This is a genomic window from Mesorhizobium sp. B3-1-8 (assembly GCF_006439495.1).
In the GTDB taxonomy this organism is placed as follows: Bacteria; Pseudomonadota; Alphaproteobacteria; order Rhizobiales; family Rhizobiaceae; genus Mesorhizobium.
In genome coordinates, this window is sequence record NZ_VFTK01000014.1 from 94,803 (window position 1) to 114,451 (window position 19,649).

Sequence of the window (19,649 nt, forward strand, 5' to 3'; positions counted from 1 at the left end):
CCAGTCGCCACACGTCGAAAAAAGCATCGCGCGTCGAGGACGCTATCACCACCCGCCACCGCCACCGCCACCGTTGCCGCCACCACCTATTGGCGCAATGACGGGTACGGTTTCGTTCTTGACCGGTTTGACAATCTTCTTGGCGGTCACTTTTTTCTGCTTGACCACCCTCGGGGTCGTCGTCACGCGAACGTGCTTGGTACGATGTTTCGTTGTCGGCGCCGGCTCGACGCTGGGCGCCATAGTCGTGCACCCTGCAACCGCAAAGGATAGGAATGTTGCGATGACCGCCTGCTTCAATGCCCTGCCCACCATTGCCTCCCTTGTTGATCAGAACAGGTCCCGACGCGGATTGGCTTGCTCCCAGACGGCTCTAGCCGTCTTGATCAATTGGTCATCGACCGAGCCGCCGGCAGGGATTTTCGATTTGAGTTCCGAGCGCAGTTGCTTGAGGGCCGCAGCTTTTGGCTTTGCGCCAAACTGCGCCAGCGTCGACTGAGCGCTCGGCAGTTCGTCGCGAAGATCGAGTCCTGCCGCGAACGCCAGATAGCGGACGGCGACCGCCTGATCGGATTTTTCGCCTTTCTGCATTTCGATAGCCGCGCGATCATATGCCGCCGAGTAGTCCCCACGGTCCGTCGCCAGTTCGAACAGCCTCTGCGCCTCGGCAGGATTCCGGTCCACACCATCACCGTCCCGGTACATACGCGCGAGGCTACCGGGTGCGTAAGGTTGGCCAAGATCCATCGCCATATTGAAAAGCGCCTGGGCCTGTTTGGTATCCTTCTCGACGCCGCGTCCGCTAAGATAATTGCGGCCGAGAATGTTCATCGAATACATGTCCTGGCGCTCGACGCCCGCCTTGAGGAAGGCTACGGCGCGAGCCGGGTCGGCGGGCACGCCATTGCGGCCTTCGGTGAAGATCGCGGCGAGATCGTTCATGGCATAGGTGTGGCCCATGGCTGCTGCCTTCAGCAGCAAGTCCAAGCCCTTGCCGGTATCGCGCTCAACGCCGAGACCGTTGAAAAGAGCACGGCCCCAGGCCGTCATGCCATAGGGATCACCCTTGTCGGACGCCTTGGCATAGAAGCCATTGGCTTTCTTGGGATCCACGGCCGTCCCTATGCCGGACGAGGCGATATAGCCAAGCTCGAACACCGCGCGGACATGTCCCTTGTCGGCGGCCTCCTCGATCGCCTTCTTGGCCTCCTCGACCTTGCCGGCGGCGAGCAGAGCGCGCCCTAGCTCGTAATGGAAGCGCGCGACATCGGGATAAGCCTTCACCGCCGCCTGGCAGGCCTCCACGGCTCCGGCGCCGATCTCGTTCGGCAACAGGCCGGGGACGACGCCCTGCAGGTCCAAAGGTTCGCCGGCCCGCGTGTCGCAAGGATCGACGCTCGGCGACAGCTTCATCGTCGCCGGCTTTGACGGTGTGTTGTCGGCTATGATGTCGAAGCCGACGATCAACGGTTTTGCGGCGCCTATCTGCGGTTCGTAGCGCAGTTTATCGACTTCATCGGCCATCAGGCTCGATTGCGGCGACAAGGTGCGATCCGGCAGGGACAGCGTTCCGGTTGCCGGATAGCTCGCGAGCTTCAGGCTGACGCCGGGATCCTTGGTCGGGACATCCAGTTTCAGCGGCACAGGGCCGACGCCGACGGGGATCTTGACGTCGCGGTTGTCGATCGCTTCGGCGGCGCCGGCGATGTGGATGCCCCGCTCCACCACCTCCTGCTTCTGCTCGGACTCCAGCGAGGCCACAAGCTGCTTGCCCGCGGCGCCATCGCCATTCTTGACCCGGAACACCAGGATGCCCTGCGATCCGCCGCCCCATTCGTCATGCGTCGCATAGGCCAGCATATCGACCTGATCCTCGGCGTCGGCGCCCTTCGGCACATCCATCTGAAGCCGCGGCAGATCCTTGCCCTCTATCGGCTCGCCCGTTGCGACCGGCTTGCCGTCCAGGATCAGGCGCCCCAGGGCCGGCGGCCTTTCGATGCTGATGCTGACGGCGCCGCCGTCGACATCGACTGGCACCGGCAGGTCGAGCGCGACCGGTCCGATGCCCGACGGCACGGTCTTTTCCAGCACTGGCGGCAAAGCCGGCCGGTTGGCGCGGCGCATCAGCACCACCTCGTCGATCAGCGAGGAGTTCTCCCAAGGAACCTGCGCGCCCTTGGTGGCTTCGACCACGTCGCGGCGGACAGCCGCCATGACCGAGCGTATCTCCTGGTTCGGCGCCAGCGCGCGGCGGGAGAAGGCGGATGAAAACGGGCTGAGCTCGCCGGACCCGTCATAGGCGACCGCGCCGGGCTCGGTGGCGAAGGCAATCAGCGTGTTCAGCGAACTTTTCACCTGCGCAAGGCCGGTGCCGCCGGCCGCGATCAACTGGTCGCGCAGCCAGTAATCCTTGCGCGGGAACGGGTTGTTGCGGCAGGCATCGAGGATGATCACCTGGATCTTCGATTTGGCGCGCAATTGCTGCAGGACATCGTCGAGCTTGACCGCCTGGACTTCGATGTCGGCCGCAGCCTTGAGCGACGCATCGACCGGGATCAGGAAATTCTCGCCGCCAATCTGAAAGCCGTGTCCCGAATAGTAGACGACCGCCAGATCGGCGCCGTCCGCCGCCGCGAGATAATTGCGGAATTCCTTCTCGAACTGGAGCTTGGTCAGATCCTTGGCGACGAACACATCGAAGCCGGCCAGCCGGAACGTGTTCGACACGTCTTCCGCATCCTTGTCGGGATTCTTGAGGGCCGGGATTTCGCGGTATTCGGAATTGCCGATGACAAGCGCAACCCTTCGATCGGCATGCGCCTGCACCGTCGTGAGGCCCACGAGGATCAAGGCTGCAATCAGCGCGCAGCGTCGCAGCATGGCAAAATCCTTAACCGCTATGACCTGTCGGCCACAAGAACGCAGCTTGCGACGCGGAGGTCTGTTAAAGAGTTCACAATCCGCCCAGGCAGGATGGAACCCTTGCACTAACGACAGGATGCATGCGTATCGTCCAATCCGCCTGAGATTACCGCAGGGGCTTCGGCACCGCAACGGCAGAACGGATTCGCAACAACGAACCGGATCGCGATCATCGACGTGCTCCCAGCCCGACCATTGCCTCCGCGCCGCACTGCGCGTTTATTAAAAGCGCCGAAAGCAGCAACCGAGAACCAGATGCTGATAGAGACGAAGCTCCAGCCGCCTCATTTGCGCGACGCCCTGGTCCGGAGGCCGCGGCTGCTGCGCACGCTGGAGGCCGCGACGGCGGGTAAGCTGACGGTGGTGACGTCGCCTGCCGGTTTCGGCAAATCGACCCTGCTCTCGCAATGGGCGGTCGGCATATCCGGCGGCATCGCCCAGGTCGCCTGGCTGTCGATCGACCGGCTGGACAATGATCTCGCCCGCTTCCTCAAATATCTTGCCGCCGCCTTCCACCGCGTCGACCCCGATATTGCCGGCAACGCGGAATCGCTGATCGACTCCAGCCCGGTGACGCCGGTCGATTCCATCCTCACCGCCGTCATCAACCAGCTGTCGCGCCGCGCCGCGCCGATCTACCTCGTTCTCGACGACGCCCATCTGATCGTCTCCGGCGAGATCGCCGCCTGCATCAACATGCTGGTCGCCTATGCGCCGCCGGCCTTGCGCATCGTGCTCGCGACCCGTGGCGAACTGCCGCTCGAACTCGCCCATATGAAGATGAAGGGGCATGTCGTCAGCCTCGGCGACAGTGACCTGCGCTTTTCGCTCGAGGAGACCGAGGACTATCTTGCCAATGTCTGCGGCCTCGACCTCGCCGTCTCGGCCGTGGTGGCGCTCCACCACAAGACCGAAGGCTGGCCGGCCGGCCTGCAACTGGCCGCATTGGCGCTGGCGCATGAGGGCTCACGAGAAGCCTTCATTGCCGAATTTTCCGGCAGCCAGCGCGACGTGGCGATGTTCCTGACCCACGACGTGCTCGCCCGGCAGGCGCCCGAAATACAGGATTTCCTGCTCAGGACCTCGATCCTCGACCGCTTCTGCCTGGGCCTTGTCGAGGCGGTCTGTCCCGGACGGGACTGCGCCGCGGCATTGGCGACCATCGAGCACTCGAACCTTTTCCTGATCGCGCTCGATTCCACGGGACAATGGTTCCGCTATCACCACCTGTTCTCCGAATTCCTGCGCGACAGGCTGGATGCCTGGGCGCCGGAGGCACGCAGGGACCTGCATCGCGCCGCCGCTGCCTGGCTGGCGGCCCGGGGCCATATCTCCGACGCGGTCGACCACGCGCTTGCCAGCGGCGATGCCGACCATGCGGCGCGCCTGGTTGAGGAATGCGCCATGCCGCTCACCATGCAGGGCCACATCCCCAAGCTGACCGAGTGGCTGAACCAGCTTCCCCCGGACCTCATCGCCGCCCGCCCTCGCCTGCTGCTTGCACGTGTCTGGGCGCAGTTCCACATGAGCCGGCCGCGCCAGGCGGTCCGCATCCTCAAACAGGCCAAAATCCTGGTCGGGCAGCTTTCCGAGCGCGGCGAGATCGACCGCGCGACCACCCGCTCGCTCAAGGCCGAATTGCAGACGCTGACGGCTGGCGTCATCAGCGCCACCGACCGCTCCCGCACCGCGATCCGCGTCGCCTCGCGCTGGCTGGCGGACTTCCCCGAAGACGAGCCTTTCGCGCGCGGCACGCTCGCCAATATCTGCGCCTTCAGCCACTATTCGCTCGGCGAGCTAGACGCCGCGCGGCTGCGCAGCCTCGCGGCGCGCGACCATCACGCGGCCGCCAATTCCGTCTTCGGCATCGTCTATTGCGACCTGTTGCTGGGGCTGGTCGAGATTTCCGCCGGCAACCTCGCCGAGGCCCACCAGTTGCTCGACCGCGCCTGCCGGCTCGCCCGCGAGCGCCTCGGGTCCGGCTCCTACACGGAGGCGATGACGGCGATCTTCCATGTCGAGCTCGCCTATGAATGGAACGACCTGCAGGGTGCCGAGCGCATCCTGCACCAGCACCGGCAGGTCATCGAGGAATGTGGGCTCGTCGTGCACGAGATGGCGTGCAAGCTGCATCTGGCGCGGCTCTCCGCCGCGCATGGGCGGCATGACGAGGCCATCGTCTTCCTTGAACGCGCCGAACGGCTGGGCATCGAAAAGCGCTACCGCCGGCTGACGGCCGCCGCGCTGAACGAGCGGGTGCGGCTGCTGTTGTCGCGCGGCGACGTCCGCGCCGCGCGGCTGGCGCTGCGCTCGCGCGGGATCGAGCCTTCGGCCGAAAGCCGGCCCGCGCCAATCCATCCGCTCGACGAATATGCCCATATCGGCGCCGCGCGCGTGCTGATCGCCGAGGGCCACCCGGCGAAGGCCATCGCCGTGCTCGACCGTATCGCCGAACGCATGCGGCGCGATGGCCGCCTGCGCGGCTTCATGCAGGTGCGGGCACTTGTCGCGATCGCCGCGCACAGCGCGGGCGAAACGCTGCTGGCGCTGGCGGCGGCGGTCGACGTCGTCACCCTGGCGCTGCCACAGAACGCATTGCGCTCGCTGATCGATGAGGGCTTGCCGATGCGCGAGGTGCTCGAATTCGCCCGGGCACGAATTCCAGCCTGGTCGCGCAATTCCAGCACTGCCACCTTTGTCGATACGCTTCTGCGCGAGCTGGGCAAGACCGCGCCCGAACGCGCGCGCCCGATTGCAATCGCTGGCAGGAAGCAGATGCTGAGCAGCAAGGAAACCGATGTCGCCGCCCTGCTTCTGCGCGCCTACACAAACCGCCAGTTGGCCGAGACGCTGTCCATGGCGCCCGACACCGTGAAATGGCACCTGAAGAACATATTCGGCAAGCTCGGCGTCTCAAGCCGGACGGAAGCCGTCCTCAAGCTGAAGGAAATCGGGCTCGACGCCGCCACGGAGCGGCAATTGGCGGGCTAGAGCGGTTCACCGTTTCACGGAAACGGTGAACCGCTCTATCTCTTTAATTTTTACGCAATTCCGTACGGAAAACCGTCCACTTTTCCTGGAATTGCTCTAACCACCCGAAAGGGTGGGCTCAAAAAGACCACCCATTACCCGAAGGTGTCGGGACAGCGCTAATGTAGCGGGCCATCATCCGGTCGAAATACGCTGGGTGGGAGCCGCATGGCGACGGGTTTCGTTTTCCACGAACTTTATCTTTGGCACAACACCTGGAACTGGAACCAGGTCTTTCCGCCGAGCCTGACGGTTCAGCCCGGCACCCATGCCGAAAATCCCGAGACCAAGCGGCGTCTGCGCAACCTGTTGGAAGTGAGCGGCATCCTCGACCATCTGGTCGCCATCAAGCCGCGGCGCGCCACTGTCGAGGAACTGTCGCGGGTCCACACGCCGGCGCATATCGCCAGGATCAGGGAGATCAGCGACCGTGGTTATGGCGACGCGAGCTTGCTGACGCCGCTCGGCGCCGGCAGCTATGAAATCGCACTCCTGGCAGCCGGCGGCGCCATCAAGGCGATTGAGGCCGTCATCACGGGCCAGGTGGACAACGCCTATGCGCTGATCCGTCCGCCGGGCCATCACGCCACCGCCGATGTCGGCATGGGCTTCTGCCTGTTCTCGAATGCGGCGATCGCCATCCGCCATGCGCAGCAGCTGCACGGCCTCACCCGCATCGCCACCGTCGACTGGGACGTGCATCACGGCAACGGCACGCAGGCGATCTTCTACGACGATCCGAGCGTGCTTTCGATCTCGCTGCATCAGGACAATCTGTTCCCGGCCAATTCCGGTGCGATCGGCGAAAATGGCGAGGGCAAGGGCAAGGGCTTCAACATCAACGTCCCGCTGCCCCCGGGGTCTGGTCCCGGCGCTTACGCCGCGGCGTTCGAGCGGGTGGTGATCCCGGCGCTGACGCGCTTCAAGCCGGAGCTGATTGTTGTGCCCTCGGGCTTCGACGCTTCCGGCGTCGATCCGATGGGGCGCATGCTGATGAATTCCAGCGGCTACCGCAGGCTGGCGCGCATGCTGCTCGACGCGGCGCGCGAGCTGTGCGGCGGGCGCCTGGTGATGACGCATGAGGGCGGCTACTCCGAAATGTACGTGCCTTACTGCGGCCTGGCCGTGATCGAGGAGCTTTGCGGGCACCGCACGGGCGTCGAGGACCCGTGGGATCAACTAATGGGACAATGGGGTGGAATGTCGGCGCAGCCGCATCAGACGGCGATCATCGACCAGGCGGCCGAACTGGTCAAAAACATAAACTGACAAAAACCTATAAGGGGAATCGAGATGAAGCGCAGTTCGAAACTCACCACGCCGAATGTGATTGCCGGCTCTCGCCGCAACTTCCTGATCAAGGGCGGACTTGCGACCGCCGCGACGCTGACCGGCATGCCGGCCATGCTGCTTGCGATGAACAACGAGGCGCGCGCCGAAGGCGACCCGATCCCGGTCGGCCAGTGCGGGCCGACCACCGACTTCGCCGCGCCCGACGGGATCGAGTTCAAGAACGGCCTGACGCTCGCCTGCGAGGAGATCAACGCGCTGGGCGGCATCCTCGGCCGGCCGCTCGAACCTTCCTTCGAGGACACCGGGCAGATGGGCGACGCCACCAACGTGCAGGCGGCGCAGCGCCTCGTCGACCGGCATGGCGTGCACGCCATCCTCAACGGCTACAATATCGGCTCGGGCGCCGCGATCCAGGAGGTCGCCGCCGACAACGGCATCATCTACGTCCACTACGACACCACGATCGGCCACAACAATCTGGTGAAGTCCAACCCGGACCGCTACTGGGGCTCGTTCCAGGGCGATCCGGCCGAATACTGGTACGGTCCCGGCTTCCTGAAGTTCCTGCAGGGACTGGAGGAGAACGGCGAGTGGAAGCGCAAGAACAACAAGATGGCGGTGATCCTGTCGGCCGGCGTCTATGCCTCCAACATCGCCAACGCCGTCAAGGAACAGGCCAAGAGCTATGGTTGGGACATAAGCCTGTTCGAGACCGTCAGCGTGCCCGCTTCGGAATGGGGACCGACGCTGGCCAAGATCCGCCAGGATCCGCCAGCGGTGATCTGCATCACCCACTTCCTGCCTGCCGATCTCGGGCAGTTCGCGCTGCAGTTCGCCTCCAACCCGACGCCGAGCCTGGTCTATATGCAATACGGCCCGTCGATCCCGGCCTTCCGCGATATCGCCAAGCAGGCGGCCAACGGCATCATCTACGCGACCGTCGTCGGCGCGCTGCAGGACGAGATCGGCACCGCCTTCGAGAAGCGCTACAAGGAAAAGTTCGGCCCGAACGCAGGCCACAATTCCGGCGCGCAGCCCTATGACGGCGCCTATGTCTGGGCGACTGCCGCGGCGCTTGCCGGCGGCACGGGCGAACCCGGCAACAACGACCAGAACCGCAAGGTCGCGGCCCGGATGAGCGCGATGATATGGCGCGGCGTCACCGGCACGACCCGTTTCATGCCGCTCGAAAACGCCGCCTACACCTATCCGACCCAGGTCAACGATTCATCGCTCGGCATGCCGCATCAATTCCTGCAGATCCAGGACTACACCAAGGGTCCCGGCCTGATCGCGCCGACGCCTTACGGCACGGCCAAGTTCATGATGCCGCCATGGATCAAGGCCTAGCCGGATGACGGGAGACGCCGCCGCGACGCCATTGCTGTCGTGCAGGCATGTCGGCAAGTCCTTCGGCGCGCTTGCGGCGGTCCGCGATCTGTCCTTCGATGTCGGGGCTGGAGAAATCCTCGGCATCGGCGGACCGAACGGCGCCGGCAAGACGACGCTGTTCGAGGTGATATCGGGGCTGAACCCGGCCACCACCGGCGCGATCGTGCTCGACGGCCAGGACATCACCGGGCATGCGCCCGAGCAGATCTGCCATGCCGGCGTTGCCCGAACTTTCCAGCTCAATGCCGGCTTCGACAGCATGACCGCGCGCGAGAACGTGCTGGTCGGCGCCTATTTCGGCCGAAGCAACCGGGCCGTGCCGACGCTGCGCGCCGGCCGCGCGGCGCATGAGGCCGCCGATGCCGCGCTTGAAATGCTGGGCATCGCCGACCGCGCCGACAAGGTCACCGGCAAGCTGCCGGTGCTTGACCGCAAGCTCTTGATGATGGCGAGCGCCATGGCGACGAAGCCGAAACTGCTGCTGATGGACGAGCCCGTCGGCGGCCTGACCGCACGCGAGGTCGACCGTGTGATGGACGCAGTGCGCGCCATCAAGGCGGCGGGCGTCACCATCATCCTCATCGAGCATGTGATGCGCTTCCTGGTACGCCTCTCCGACCGCATCATGATCATGCATCACGGCGAAAAGATTTTCGAAGACCTGCCGACAAAGCTTCTCGACGACCGCACCGTCGTCGACGTCTATCTCGGCCAGGGTGCCTCCGAGCGGCTGCGCTCCTTCATGGAAACCACGCATGGCTGAGGCGGCGCTCGAGATCGTCGACGCCAGCGCCGGCTATGCCGGCCGCATCGTGCTCGATGCCATCAAATTGTCGGCAAGGAAGGGCGAGCTCACCGCCATTGTCGGCCCCAACGGCCATGGCAAGAGCACCCTGCTCAAGGCGATTTCCGGACTGGTGCCGGTGACGTCGGGCGAGATCCGCCTCGACGGCCTGCGCATCGACCGCCTGCGCCCCGACCAGATCGTCGAACGCGGCGTCATCCAGGTTCCGCAGGGCGACCTGCTCTTTCCGGCGATGACCGTGCACGAGAACCTGCTGATGGGCGCCTACGCCAACAGCGGCGGACTGGCCGAGCGGCTCGACTTCGTCTTTGCGCTGCTGCCCAAGCTGAAGGAGCGTCGCAACCAGACCGCCGGCACGCTTTCAGGCGGCGAGCGGCGCATGTGCGGCATCGGCCGCGGCTTGATGGCGGGCGGCGAGGTGCTGATGCTTGACGAGCCCTCGCTGGGACTGGCGCCGATCGTCATCGAGCAGATCTACGAGGTCATCTTCAACCTAAGACGCGAGGGCCGCACCATTCTTCTGGTCGAGGAGAACGCCGAGCGGATCGCCGAGCATGCCGACATGATCCACCTGCTCGACAATGGCCGCATCGCCTGGTCGGGCCTGGGCGCGGAACTGATGGCGCGCCCGGAAATCGTCGAAACCTATCTCGGAGTGTGAGCGATGGACGTCCTGATCCAGATCGTCGCTTCCGGCCTGACGCTCGGCGCCATGTACGCGGTCGCCACCATCGGCCTGTCGCTGGTCTACGGCTCGCTCAACATGCTCAACATGGCGCACGGTGCCATCCTGACGCTCGGCGGCTATGTCTGCTACGCGGCCATCGTCCATGCCGGCCTGCATCCAGCGCTCGCGCTTCTTGCCGCAGCATTCGTCTGCGCGCTGGTCGGGCTGCTGATCTATTTCAGCGCGGCGCTGCCGTTGCTCAGGGCCGAGAATTTCGAGACCAACATCTTCATCGCCACGATCGGCATCGGCAGCGTCATCGAGAACCTGATGCTGAAGGGTTTTGGACCCTATCCGATCCCGCAGCCGCTCGCGGTTGGCGGCCAGGTCGTCATCGGCAATGTGCACATACCGCTGCAGAACGTCTTCATCCTCGGCGTCGCCATCGTGCTGATGGTGGCGGTGGCAATCCTCCTGCAGCGCACCAGCGCCGGCCGCGCCATCCGCGCCACCTCGATGAACCGCGAAGCGGCGCAGCTTATGGGCGTCAGGGTCGGCCGCGTCTACGCGCAGGTGCTGGCGCTCTCGGGCGCGCTCGCCGCCGTTTCCGGCATCTTGATCAGCTCGATCGCCACGCTGACGCCGGTGATGGGCGGCGACCCGATGCTGAAAGCCTTCATCGTCTGCGTGGTCGCGGGGTTGGGCAATGTCTACGGCGCCGTGATCGCGGCGATCGCGCTCGGCCTGCTCGAGGCCGCCACCCAATATGTGCTCGGCGTGCGCTGGAGCTTCGCCACCTTGCTGCTTCTGGTCATCCTCGTGCTCATCTGGCGGCCCTACGGCCTGTTCGGCAAACAGCAGGTTGTGCGCCTATGACATCGATCCGCCGCGACATACTGATCGGTCTCATCTGCCTGGCTCTCGCCATCGCGCTGCCGCTCGCCATGCCCGGGCGCTACGTCATCACCCAGTCGACGCTGTTCTTCATCTGGGCGATCGTCGTGGTGCAGTGGAACCTCGTGCTCGGCATAGGCGGCATCTTCTCGCTGGCGCAGATGGCGCTGTTCGCCACCGGCGCCTACGCCACGGCGATGCTGGGCTTTTACTGGAAGGTGCCCATGCTTGCCGCCATCCCGATGGCGGGTGTCATTACCGTCGCGATGGGCCTGCTGATCGGCCTCGCCTGCCTGCGCCTGCGCGGCCCCTACGTGGCGCTGCTGACGCTGGCGATCGCGCAGGTCATGTATGTGCTCATCGTCAACGACACCGACTGCTTCACCACCGTCGGCGGCTGCATGCCGCTGTTCGGCGGCGTGCGCGGCATCGGCCAGTTCGGCGATATCGGGCTACGCGCGCTGTTCCCGTCGAAATGGTACATCGCCCACTATTATGTCGGGCTGGCGCTGCTGGCGGTCGCGGTGACGATTTCGATCGTCGTCATCCGGGGACCGCTCGGCCTGGCCTTCCGGGCGTTACGCGACAATCCGGGCTACGCCATGTCGCGCGGCATCAGCCGTTTCAAATACCAGCTGTGGATCTTCGCGGTCTCCGCCTTCTTCACCGGCATCGCCGGCGGCTTCTACGCCATCCATTTCCGCGTCGTCGGCCCAACGGTCTTTTCCTTCTCGACGCTGCTGTTCCTGATCGCGATGATCGTCATCGGCGGCCTCGGCTCGATATGGGGCCCCCTGCTCGGCGCCGCCGTGCTGATGCTGGCCGACGAAGGCATGCGGGAGTTGTCCGACTACCGCAACATCGGCCTTGGGCTGCTGCTGGCGGTCTTCGTCATCGCATGGCCGAACGGGTTGAACGGCTGGCTGCAGCGAAGCCGAACCAGCCGCAATTGACGACGGTTTTCATCGCCGCCATCGGTATTCGCGACGGCAAATGCGCGCGATCCCGATGATAACGCCCGGTCTGGACCGGGCATCCTCTGTCACGCTCACCCGCCTGGGCGGCATTTATTTCTCGGCGTAAGTCGGCTTGCCGTCCTCGCCCTTCTTCCATTCGTAGATGACATAGTCGGGGCGCGTGATATCGCCCTTGTCGTCATAGCCGATGTCGCCGATCGCCGTCTTCCAGGGGCCGCCTGCCTTGATGGTCGCGGCGACCTTCTGCGCGTCGTCGGCCGAGCCCGCCTTGTCGATCGCGGCGGCGACGATCTGGACCGCCGCGTAGGAGTAGAGCGTGTAGGCTTCCGGCTCGAAACCCGAGGCACGGAACTTTTCGACGATGTCCTTTGCCGCGGGGTTTTTCCGCGGGTCCGGCGAGAAGGTGTTCAAGGTGCCGATAACCGAATCGCCGGCGATCGAGGCAAGCTCGTTCGAGACCATTCCATCGCCCGAGAACAGCGTCGCCTTCAGACCCTGATCCGCCGACTGGCGCATGATCAGGCCCGCTTCGGTGTGGAGACCGCCGAAATAGATCAGCGTGACACCGGCCGCCTTCATCTTGGCGATGAGCGCGGAGAAATCCTTGTCGCCGACATTGATGCCTTCATACATCACCTCGGTGATGCCGTCGGCGTTCAGATTCTTCTTGGCGACATCGACGAGACCCTGGCCATAGGGCGTCTTGTCGTGGACGATGGCGATCTTGGCGTCCTTGAAATTCGCGGCGATATAGTCGCCCGCGACCTTGCCTTGCTGGTCGTCGCGACCGCAGGTGCGGAAGGTGTTCCAAAGGCCGCGCTCGGTATATTGCGGATTGGTCGATGCCGGCGATACCTCGAGCACGCCGTTCTCGGCATAGACTTCCGAGGCGGGAATCGACACGCCCGAGTTGAAGTGGCCGACCACATATTTCACGCCGTCCGCGACGAATTTGTTGGCGACTGAAATGCCCTGCTTCGGATCGGAGACATCGTCGCCGATCTCGATCCTGATTTTCTGGCCGAGCACGCCGCCGGCCGCGTTGATGTCGGCGGCCGCCTGTTCGGCGCCTTTCTGGAACTGCGCGCCGAAAGCCGCGTTCGGACCGGTGATCGGCCCGGCGACGCCGATGACGATGTCCGCCCAGGCGTTGCCCGCGAAGGCGACAAGCGCGGCCACTGCTACCGCCGACAAAAGATATTTTTTCATATGAGGCTCCCATTTTCGTGGTGGGCACTGGTTGCGGCTTCGATGCGATGCCCACGTCCGACGCATCGAGCTGACTTGAATTGGGCGGGCCGGTTTTTGCCGTCGGGCAAGGTCAGGCCCAGGCGAGCGGGTCAGGACATGAGGCCGGAGCAGGCCCCGTCACCAGAGATGTCTTGCCTTCAATCCGCACCCAAAATGCCCCGTCTTCAGGGCATATTGGCTGCAAGCGAAGTGGCTTACGATGACCGTAAGACCCAGATTTGGTGATCGATTTTGCAATGTTCGGGAATGCGTCGCTCGCCTGCTAATTCGCGGATGCATTGTCGCGCGGATCGGCGTCGGACGAGGCCTCGCGGCGGAACAAGGCCGGGCTCTTGCCGGTCCATTTGTGGAACGCGCGGTGGAATGCGCTCGGCTCGGAAAAGCCGATATCGGCGGCGAGATCGGCGACGCTGCGGCTGCCGTTGAGCAGGGCCTCCATCGCCAGGGCCCTGCGCATCTCGTCCTTGATCGAGCGATAGTTCTGGCCCTCGGACTGAAGCCTGCGACGCAAGGTCGGCGCCTGCATGCGCATGCCGGCGGCAAGCCGCTCGAAGCTCGGCCACGCCGCCGGCGCAGTGGCGTGCAGGCGTCCGCGTATGGCCGCCGAGAGCCCCTCGTCATGACGGTAGCGCACCAGAATGTTGGCCGGCGCCCTGCGCAGGAATTCGCGCAGCGCGCAGGCGTCGCGGATGACCGGCAGCTTCAGGAATTCGGCGTCGAAGACGAGGCGGCTTTCGGGCTGGTCGAAGCGCACCGGCGCGCCGAAGAACAGCCGGTAGTCGCTCCCCGTCGGCGGGATATCGCATTTGAAATCCACCCAGCGGATCGGGAGACGCCGGCCCACCAACCAGCAGTTCACGCCGTGGACGATGATCCAGAAGGTGCGATAGGCGAAGGCCGAGCGCAGCGGCCCGGAATCGCTCAGTCTGATTTCGGCGAGCCCATTGCCGACGGTCAGCTCGCCATGCGGATCGTCGAGCACGGCGCGCAGGAAGCGCAGGCCCCTGCGCAAGGCATGCTCCAGCGTCTCGGTGGTGAGCAGCGCCTGGCAGAGCAGCGCGAAACTGCCGGCCCGCATCGGTCGGGCGCCTTCGCCGAAGAACTCGTCATCCATCTCCTGCGCGACGGCGTGCCAGAGCGCGCCATATTGTTCGGCCGAGATCGGCTCGGAAATCACCGGCGGCAGCCCGACGCGAGCCAGCAGAGGCTCCACCTCGACGTTGTGGCGGCGAAGGCATTCGAGCGTGTCGTCCATGAAACAGGGGGCGATCATCCGGCGCTGCATCGCGTAGGGCTCCGTCCTCCTTGTGCCTGCGTTCGACCTGGCTAGCGCTCGCCCCGATCGAATGTGGCGGCGCCGACACCCTGCTGGCTCAGCGCGGTCCTGGCGATCTTTTCCGTCGGCGTTCGCGGAAGCGGCGTGTCGGTGATCTCGATGTAACGCGGCACCATGTGGCGCGGCGCCATTGCCCTGAAATGGGCCAGCAGTTCGGCCGCCCCCAGCGTGGAGCCAGGCCGCCGCTGGGCCACGACCATGATGTCTTCCTCGGTGAACTCCGATGGGATGCCGAACGCGGCGCTTTCGACGATGTCGGGGTGCTTTTCGGCGACGATCTCGACTTCGTAGGCGGAGATGTTCTCGCCGCGCCGCCTGATCGCCTCGTTCAGCCGGTGCTTGAAATAGAGCCAGCCATCCTCGTCCAGGCAACCGGCGTCGCCGGAGTGATACCAGAGGTTCCGGAGCGTCTGGACCGTCTTGGCGTCCGCCCGGTAATAGCCGGAAAACATGCTCCAGTTCTTGCGCGGGCGCGATACGATCTCGCCGACGGACCCATGCGGCAGGGGCCGGTCCCGCTCATCGACGATCGCCACCTCCCAATCGGGGTGCGGGCGGCCGCAGGAGCCCGCTTTCGTATTCCCCACCGTGTCGAGGGTGACGAAACCTGTCTCCGTCTGCCCATAGCCGGTGACGAGCCGCATGCCGAAGCGCCGCTCGAACGCTTCCTTGTCCGGCACCATGGGAATGCACTGGCATATGCGCACCGGATTGGCGCCGTCGCCATCGGACGGCGGCTGGCGCGACAGGATGACCGCCATGGCGCCAAGCAGGTTCGTCGTCGTGGCGCCGCTTTCGCGCACCTGGTCCCAGAACCGCGACGCGCTGAAACCGTCGACCAATGTCGTGCGGGTGCCGTAGATCAACGGCAGGTAGACGCCGAACATCTGCGCGTCGGTGTGGAACAGCGGCAATGCCGAGAAATAGCTGTCGCCGGCCGTGTAGCCGAGATTGAGAGCCATGGCCGCGGCCCAGGAATAGCAGTGATGATGGGACATCAATGCGCCCTTGGCCGGACCGGTGGTGCCCGAGGTGTAGAGGATCGCCATCGGGTCGGAATAGTGGATGTCGGCGAGGTCGAAATCCGGCTGCCCGGCCATGCATTCCTCGAAGCCGACGATGCGGCCGATCCGGATGCCGGCCGCCCGGGCTTCGCTCGGATCGACGCCGACCAGGATGAGGGTGCGCAGGTCCGGCAGGCGGTCCTGGACCCTGGCGAGCTCGTCCAGCGCGTTGGCGTCGGCGACCAGGACTTCGGCGCCGCAATTGTTCAGGTTGTGGCAAAGCAGGTCGCCCTTCAGGCCCGGATTGCTGGGCACCTCGATGGCGCCCAGGCTCGATACCGCGAACCACGCCGCGACCAGCTCGAAACAATTGGGCAACAGCATCACCACACGATCGGACTTGCCGATGCCGAGGGCGCGAAGACCGCGCGCCAGCCGCCCTGAAGCGATCTGCATCTCCTCGAAACCGGCGGAGCGTCCGCAAATGTCGATGAAAGGGCTGTCGCCCAGGCGCTCCGCCTGCATGCGCAGGATTTTCGGCAGCACCCGGTTCTCCAGATCGTCGTCATGCTGGCCGGGGATGTGGAAAGAAGGGGCGCGTTCGAGCATGGTCATGGATCAAAAATTCTTTGCCCGCGCCTGCGCATCGGGGGAAAGGAAACCGCTCACCGTGGCCCTGGTCTCGAGCGCCATCGCATCGGCCAGGGAAGAGTGGAAGCCGTTGTTGATGGCATGCTTGATGTCTGCCACGGCGCTTTCCGGACGCTCCGCTATCGCCAAGGCGAGTTTTCTCGCCTCGTCCAGCAACTGCGCCTCGGGAAAGAGTTTCCAGGCGATGCCGACCTCGAGCGCCTTCCTGGCATCGTGCTTCTCGCCCAGGATCATCAGTTCCTTGGCGACCTGCGGCCCGGTCTGCTTGGTCAACAGGGCGGTGACGCCACCGGTGACGAACAGCCCGTAGCTGACTTCGGGAAAGAACCAGCGCGCATTGTCGGCGAACAGCGTGAAGTCGCAATTCACGGCCCATTCGAGCGCGCCGCCGACGCACCAGCCATGCACCGCGGCAATGACGATCTTGCGCGACTGCATGATCTGCAAAGTGATGTTCTGGATGGCGTCCACCCAGGCCTGTGTCGTGGCCTCGGAAGTGGTCTGGGAGTCGAGATCCTTGAGGTCGTCGCCGGAGCAGAAGGCGCGCCCTTCGCCGTGCAGGATGACGGCACGGATCGACGGGTCCGCTTCGGCTCGCGCCAGCGCCTCGGACAGGTCGTCGACGAGCTGCCTGTTCATGGCGTTCAGCCGCTCGGGACGGTTGAGCTTGACCCAGGCGATTGCGCCGTCGTGCCTGGAAATGACTGCGCCCATCTTGGCATCGCCCATCTTGGCGTCCTCCTCAAACGATCATCGGTTCGGCGTAAGCGCCCCAGACCTTGCGCAGCGCGGCGCAGATCTCGCCAAGCGTCGCCTTCGCCTTCACGGCCTCGATTGTCTTCGGCAGAAGATTGATGTCGTCGGACCTCGCTTGCTCGGCGAGTTCCTTCAGCAGTTCCCGGACACGGGCGTTGTCACGGTCCGCCCGCACCGCTTGCAGGCGGTCGATCTGCAGCTGCGTGCACTCTTCGTCATAAGGATGGATGTGCACTTCGGCCGATCGGCTGGTCTCGTCGACGTACCGGTTGACGCCAACCGAGATCTTTTCGCCGGCATCGATCTTCTGGAACGTGGCGTAAGCCGAGTCCGCGAGCTTCTGCTGGAACCAGCCTTCCTCGACCAGTTTCACGGCGCCGCCGCGCTCGTCGACTTCGTCCAGCAGCTTCCAGATTTCTGTCTCCATGTCGCGGGTGAGGCGCTCGATGAAATAGGAGCCGCCGAGAGGATCGATCACGGAGGTCACGTTGATCTCGTCGCGGATGATCTGCTGGGTGCGGATGGCCAGCTTCATGGCCTCTTCGGTCGGGATGGCGAAGGCTTCGTCGAGGCCGTTGGTGTGCATGCTCTGGCAGCCACCCAGCACGGCGCCGAGCGCCTGGATGGCCGTGCGCATGAGATTGTTATGGTGCTCGACCTTGGTCAGGCTCATCGCCGCGGTCTGCACATGCACCCGCAGCCGCATGGACTCCGGCTTCCTGGCCTTGAAGCGCTGCGCCATGATCTTGGCGTAGACCCGCCTTGCCGCCCTGAACTTGCAGATCTGCTCGAAGAAGTCCTGATGGCTGATGAAGAAGAAGGACAGCCGGGGTGCGAAGTCGTCGATGTCCATGCCGGCGCCGGTGACCTCCTCGCAATAGGCGATGGTGAAAGCCATGATGAAGGCGATCTCCTGCAGCGCGTTGCCGCCGACATCCGAGAGGTGATAGCCGCTGAGGCTGATCGGATTGATCTTCGGCGTCGCCCTGGCGCTGTACATGATCAAGTCGCGCAGCAGCCTCACCGCGGGACGCACCGGATAGATCCACTCCTTCTGCGCCACATACTCCTTCAGCGGGTCCGCCTGCAGCGTGCCCGCCAGCTTGTGGAGGTCATAGCCGCGCCGTTCAGCGACGGAGACATACATGGCGTAGACCACCCAGGCCGACGGATTGATGGTGAGCGAGACCGAGATCTTTTCGAGGTCTATTCCGTCGAACAGCCGGTCGACATCATCGACCGTGTCGATGGCGACGCCGACGCGCCCGACTTCGCCGAAGGCTCTCGGATCGTCCGAGTCCAGGCCGAGCAGCGTCGGCAGGTCGAAATCGGTGGAGAGCCCGGTCTGACCGGTCTGGATCATGTATTTGTAGCGCTGGTTGGTGGCCTCGGGATTGCCGAAGCCGGCGACCTGCCGGATGGTCCAAGGCCGGCCGCGATACATCGTCGGATAGGCTCCGCGGGTGAAGGGATAAGCGCCGGGAAAACCCAACTCGTCGGCGGGAATGTCGGCGATGTCGGCGGCTGTGTAGACGCGCTTCAGCGGAATGCCGCATTCGGTCTCGTAGGCCGGCTTTTCCTCCGGCCTGCTGCCGAGCGCGGCGGCGAGTTCCTTTTCCTCCCACGCGGCCTGCTTTTCGCGGATGTCCTCGATCGCGGTTTGCGAGAACAGGTTCATGTCGCTTGCGCCTCGTTCGTCCAGCCGAGGAGAAGGCGGGCCGCGCCGCCGGGGTCCATGTCCCTGTTCACGACGGCCTGGATGTGCTCTCCGACCTCGCTGGCCCGCTCATCGAACTTGCGCTGGAAAAGATGTTTGGCCGCGCCGAGGATCCGCGTCCGGCAAATGCCCCGCTGCCGCTCGGCCAGTTCGCCGCTTTCGCGCAGATGCGACCAGTGCCTGGAGATGGCGTCCTTCAGCTCGCCGATCCGCTCGCCCGAGACCGCGCTGACTGGAAGCACGGGCGGAGTCCATTTCGATCCCGCCCTTTCCGAACCAAGGGTCATCATGCCGCGCAGGGTCGAAACGGTCGCCGCCGCCTCCGGCTTGTCGGCCTTGCTGACGACATGGATATCCGCGATTTCGAGAATGCCGGCCTTGATCGCCTGTATGTCGTCGCCGAGGCCAGGCGCCGAAAGAACGACGATGCTGTGCGCCGCCGTCACGACTTCCACCTCATCCTGGCCGACGCCGACGGTCTCGATAATGATGGGCGAGTAGCCGGCGGCATCGAGAACATCGACCGCCTGCAGCGTCGACCGGGCAAGGCCGCCCAGATGGCCGCGCGTCGCCATGCTGCGGACGAAAACCTGCGAGGACGAGGCCACCTCGCTCATGCGCACCCTGTCACCGAGAATCGCGCCGCCGGAGAACGGGCTGCTCGGATCGACGGCGACGACGCCGACCTTGTGCCCCTCCGACGCGAATGCCCGAATGAGAGAAGACACAAGCGTGGACTTGCCGGCTCCCGGAACGCCGGTGATGCCGACGACATGCGCCTTGCCGGTATGTCTGTAGATCTCCGCCAGCGCGGGCGCTGCTTCCGGATAGCCGGCCTCGGCACGCGTGATCATGCGGGCGATGGCCGCGACGTTGCCCGCGAGGATTTCGGGCACGAGCTCGATCGAGGGCCTGTATGCCGCACGCCTCACCGGTCTCGATGGCGTGAAGACG

At 64.8% G+C, this 19,649-nt stretch carries 15 protein-coding genes; 7 read left to right on the forward strand and 8 right to left on the reverse strand.

Features of this window, described 5'->3' with window-relative positions; all coding sequences use genetic code 11:
• Positions 1–45: 45 nt before the first annotated feature.
• Together FJ424_RS15120 and FJ424_RS15125 are read right to left on the reverse strand one after the other, a co-directional pair.
• Positions 46–243 (reverse strand): hypothetical protein, encoded by a 198-nt coding sequence (locus FJ424_RS15120; RefSeq protein WP_246677251.1) that lies wholly within the window; start codon positions 241–243, stop codon positions 46–48.
• A gap of 87 nt (positions 244–330) precedes the next feature.
• The gene (locus tag FJ424_RS15125) at positions 331–2,880 is read right to left on the reverse strand and encodes a caspase family protein (protein WP_140654708.1); all 2,550 of its coding nucleotides are present in this window, start codon (positions 2,878–2,880) and stop codon (positions 331–333) included.
• 297 nt (positions 2,881–3,177) lie between these two features.
• Between FJ424_RS15125 and FJ424_RS15130 the strand changes: the two genes are divergently transcribed.
• The 7 genes from FJ424_RS15130 to FJ424_RS15160 all read left to right on the forward strand — a co-directional run bounded on the left by FJ424_RS15130 (position 3,178) and on the right by FJ424_RS15160 (position 11,956).
• A complete protein-coding gene (locus tag FJ424_RS15130; RefSeq protein ID WP_140654706.1) occupies positions 3,178–5,913 on the forward strand; it encodes a LuxR C-terminal-related transcriptional regulator in 2,736 nt (911 codons plus the stop codon).
• A gap of 207 nt (positions 5,914–6,120) precedes the next feature.
• Positions 6,121–7,221, forward strand: coding sequence for a class II histone deacetylase (locus FJ424_RS15135; protein ID WP_140654704.1), 1,101 nt, complete (start codon positions 6,121–6,123; stop codon positions 7,219–7,221).
• Between the two features lie 24 nt (positions 7,222–7,245).
• On the forward strand, positions 7,246–8,595 hold the full coding sequence (locus FJ424_RS15140) for an ABC transporter substrate-binding protein (protein WP_246677252.1): 1,350 nt from the start codon (positions 7,246–7,248) through the stop codon (positions 8,593–8,595).
• A gap of 4 nt (positions 8,596–8,599) precedes the next feature.
• A complete protein-coding gene (locus FJ424_RS15145; protein WP_140654702.1) occupies positions 8,600–9,400 on the forward strand; it encodes an ABC transporter ATP-binding protein in 801 nt (266 codons plus the stop codon).
• Positions 9,393–10,103, forward strand: a complete 711-nt coding sequence (locus FJ424_RS15150; protein WP_140654700.1) for an ABC transporter ATP-binding protein — start codon at positions 9,393–9,395, stop codon at positions 10,101–10,103. The genes FJ424_RS15145 and FJ424_RS15150 overlap by 8 nt, the downstream gene beginning before the upstream one ends.
• Positions 10,104–10,106: 3 nt before the next feature.
• A complete protein-coding gene (locus tag FJ424_RS15155) occupies positions 10,107–10,985 on the forward strand; it encodes a branched-chain amino acid ABC transporter permease (RefSeq protein WP_140654698.1) in 879 nt (292 codons plus the stop codon).
• Positions 10,982–11,956 (forward strand): branched-chain amino acid ABC transporter permease, encoded by a 975-nt coding sequence (locus tag FJ424_RS15160; protein WP_140654696.1) that lies wholly within the window; start codon positions 10,982–10,984, stop codon positions 11,954–11,956. The genes FJ424_RS15155 and FJ424_RS15160 overlap by 4 nt, the downstream gene beginning before the upstream one ends.
• Positions 11,957–12,070: 114 nt before the next feature.
• Here the strand turns inward: FJ424_RS15160 and FJ424_RS15165 are convergent, their stop codons facing one another.
• The 6 genes from FJ424_RS15165 to meaB all read right to left on the reverse strand — a co-directional run bounded on the left by FJ424_RS15165 (position 12,071) and on the right by meaB (position 19,627).
• Positions 12,071–13,189 carry a branched-chain amino acid ABC transporter substrate-binding protein gene (locus tag FJ424_RS15165; RefSeq protein WP_140654694.1) on the reverse strand — a complete coding sequence of 373 codons (1,119 nt, stop codon included), beginning with the start codon at positions 13,187–13,189 and terminating at the stop codon, positions 12,071–12,073.
• A 304-nt stretch (positions 13,190–13,493) separates the two neighbouring features.
• Positions 13,494–14,516 carry an AraC family transcriptional regulator gene (locus FJ424_RS15170; protein ID WP_140654692.1) on the reverse strand — a complete coding sequence of 341 codons (1,023 nt, stop codon included), beginning with the start codon at positions 14,514–14,516 and terminating at the stop codon, positions 13,494–13,496.
• Positions 14,517–14,557: 41 nt separating this feature from the next.
• The gene (locus FJ424_RS15175) at positions 14,558–16,186 is read right to left on the reverse strand and encodes an AMP-binding protein (RefSeq protein WP_140654691.1); all 1,629 of its coding nucleotides are present in this window, start codon (positions 16,184–16,186) and stop codon (positions 14,558–14,560) included.
• Between the two features lie 3 nt (positions 16,187–16,189).
• Positions 16,190–16,951, reverse strand: coding sequence for an enoyl-CoA hydratase/isomerase family protein (locus FJ424_RS15180; protein WP_246677253.1), 762 nt, complete (start codon positions 16,949–16,951; stop codon positions 16,190–16,192).
• Positions 16,952–16,964: 13 nt separating this feature from the next.
• Positions 16,965–18,656, reverse strand: a complete 1,692-nt coding sequence (locus FJ424_RS15185) for a methylmalonyl-CoA mutase family protein (RefSeq protein ID WP_140654689.1) — start codon at positions 18,654–18,656, stop codon at positions 16,965–16,967.
• Positions 18,653–19,627 carry a methylmalonyl Co-A mutase-associated GTPase MeaB gene (gene meaB, locus FJ424_RS15190; RefSeq protein WP_246677254.1) on the reverse strand — a complete coding sequence of 325 codons (975 nt, stop codon included), beginning with the start codon at positions 19,625–19,627 and terminating at the stop codon, positions 18,653–18,655. The genes FJ424_RS15185 and meaB overlap by 4 nt, the downstream gene beginning before the upstream one ends.
• Between the last annotated feature and the right edge of the window lie 22 nt (positions 19,628–19,649).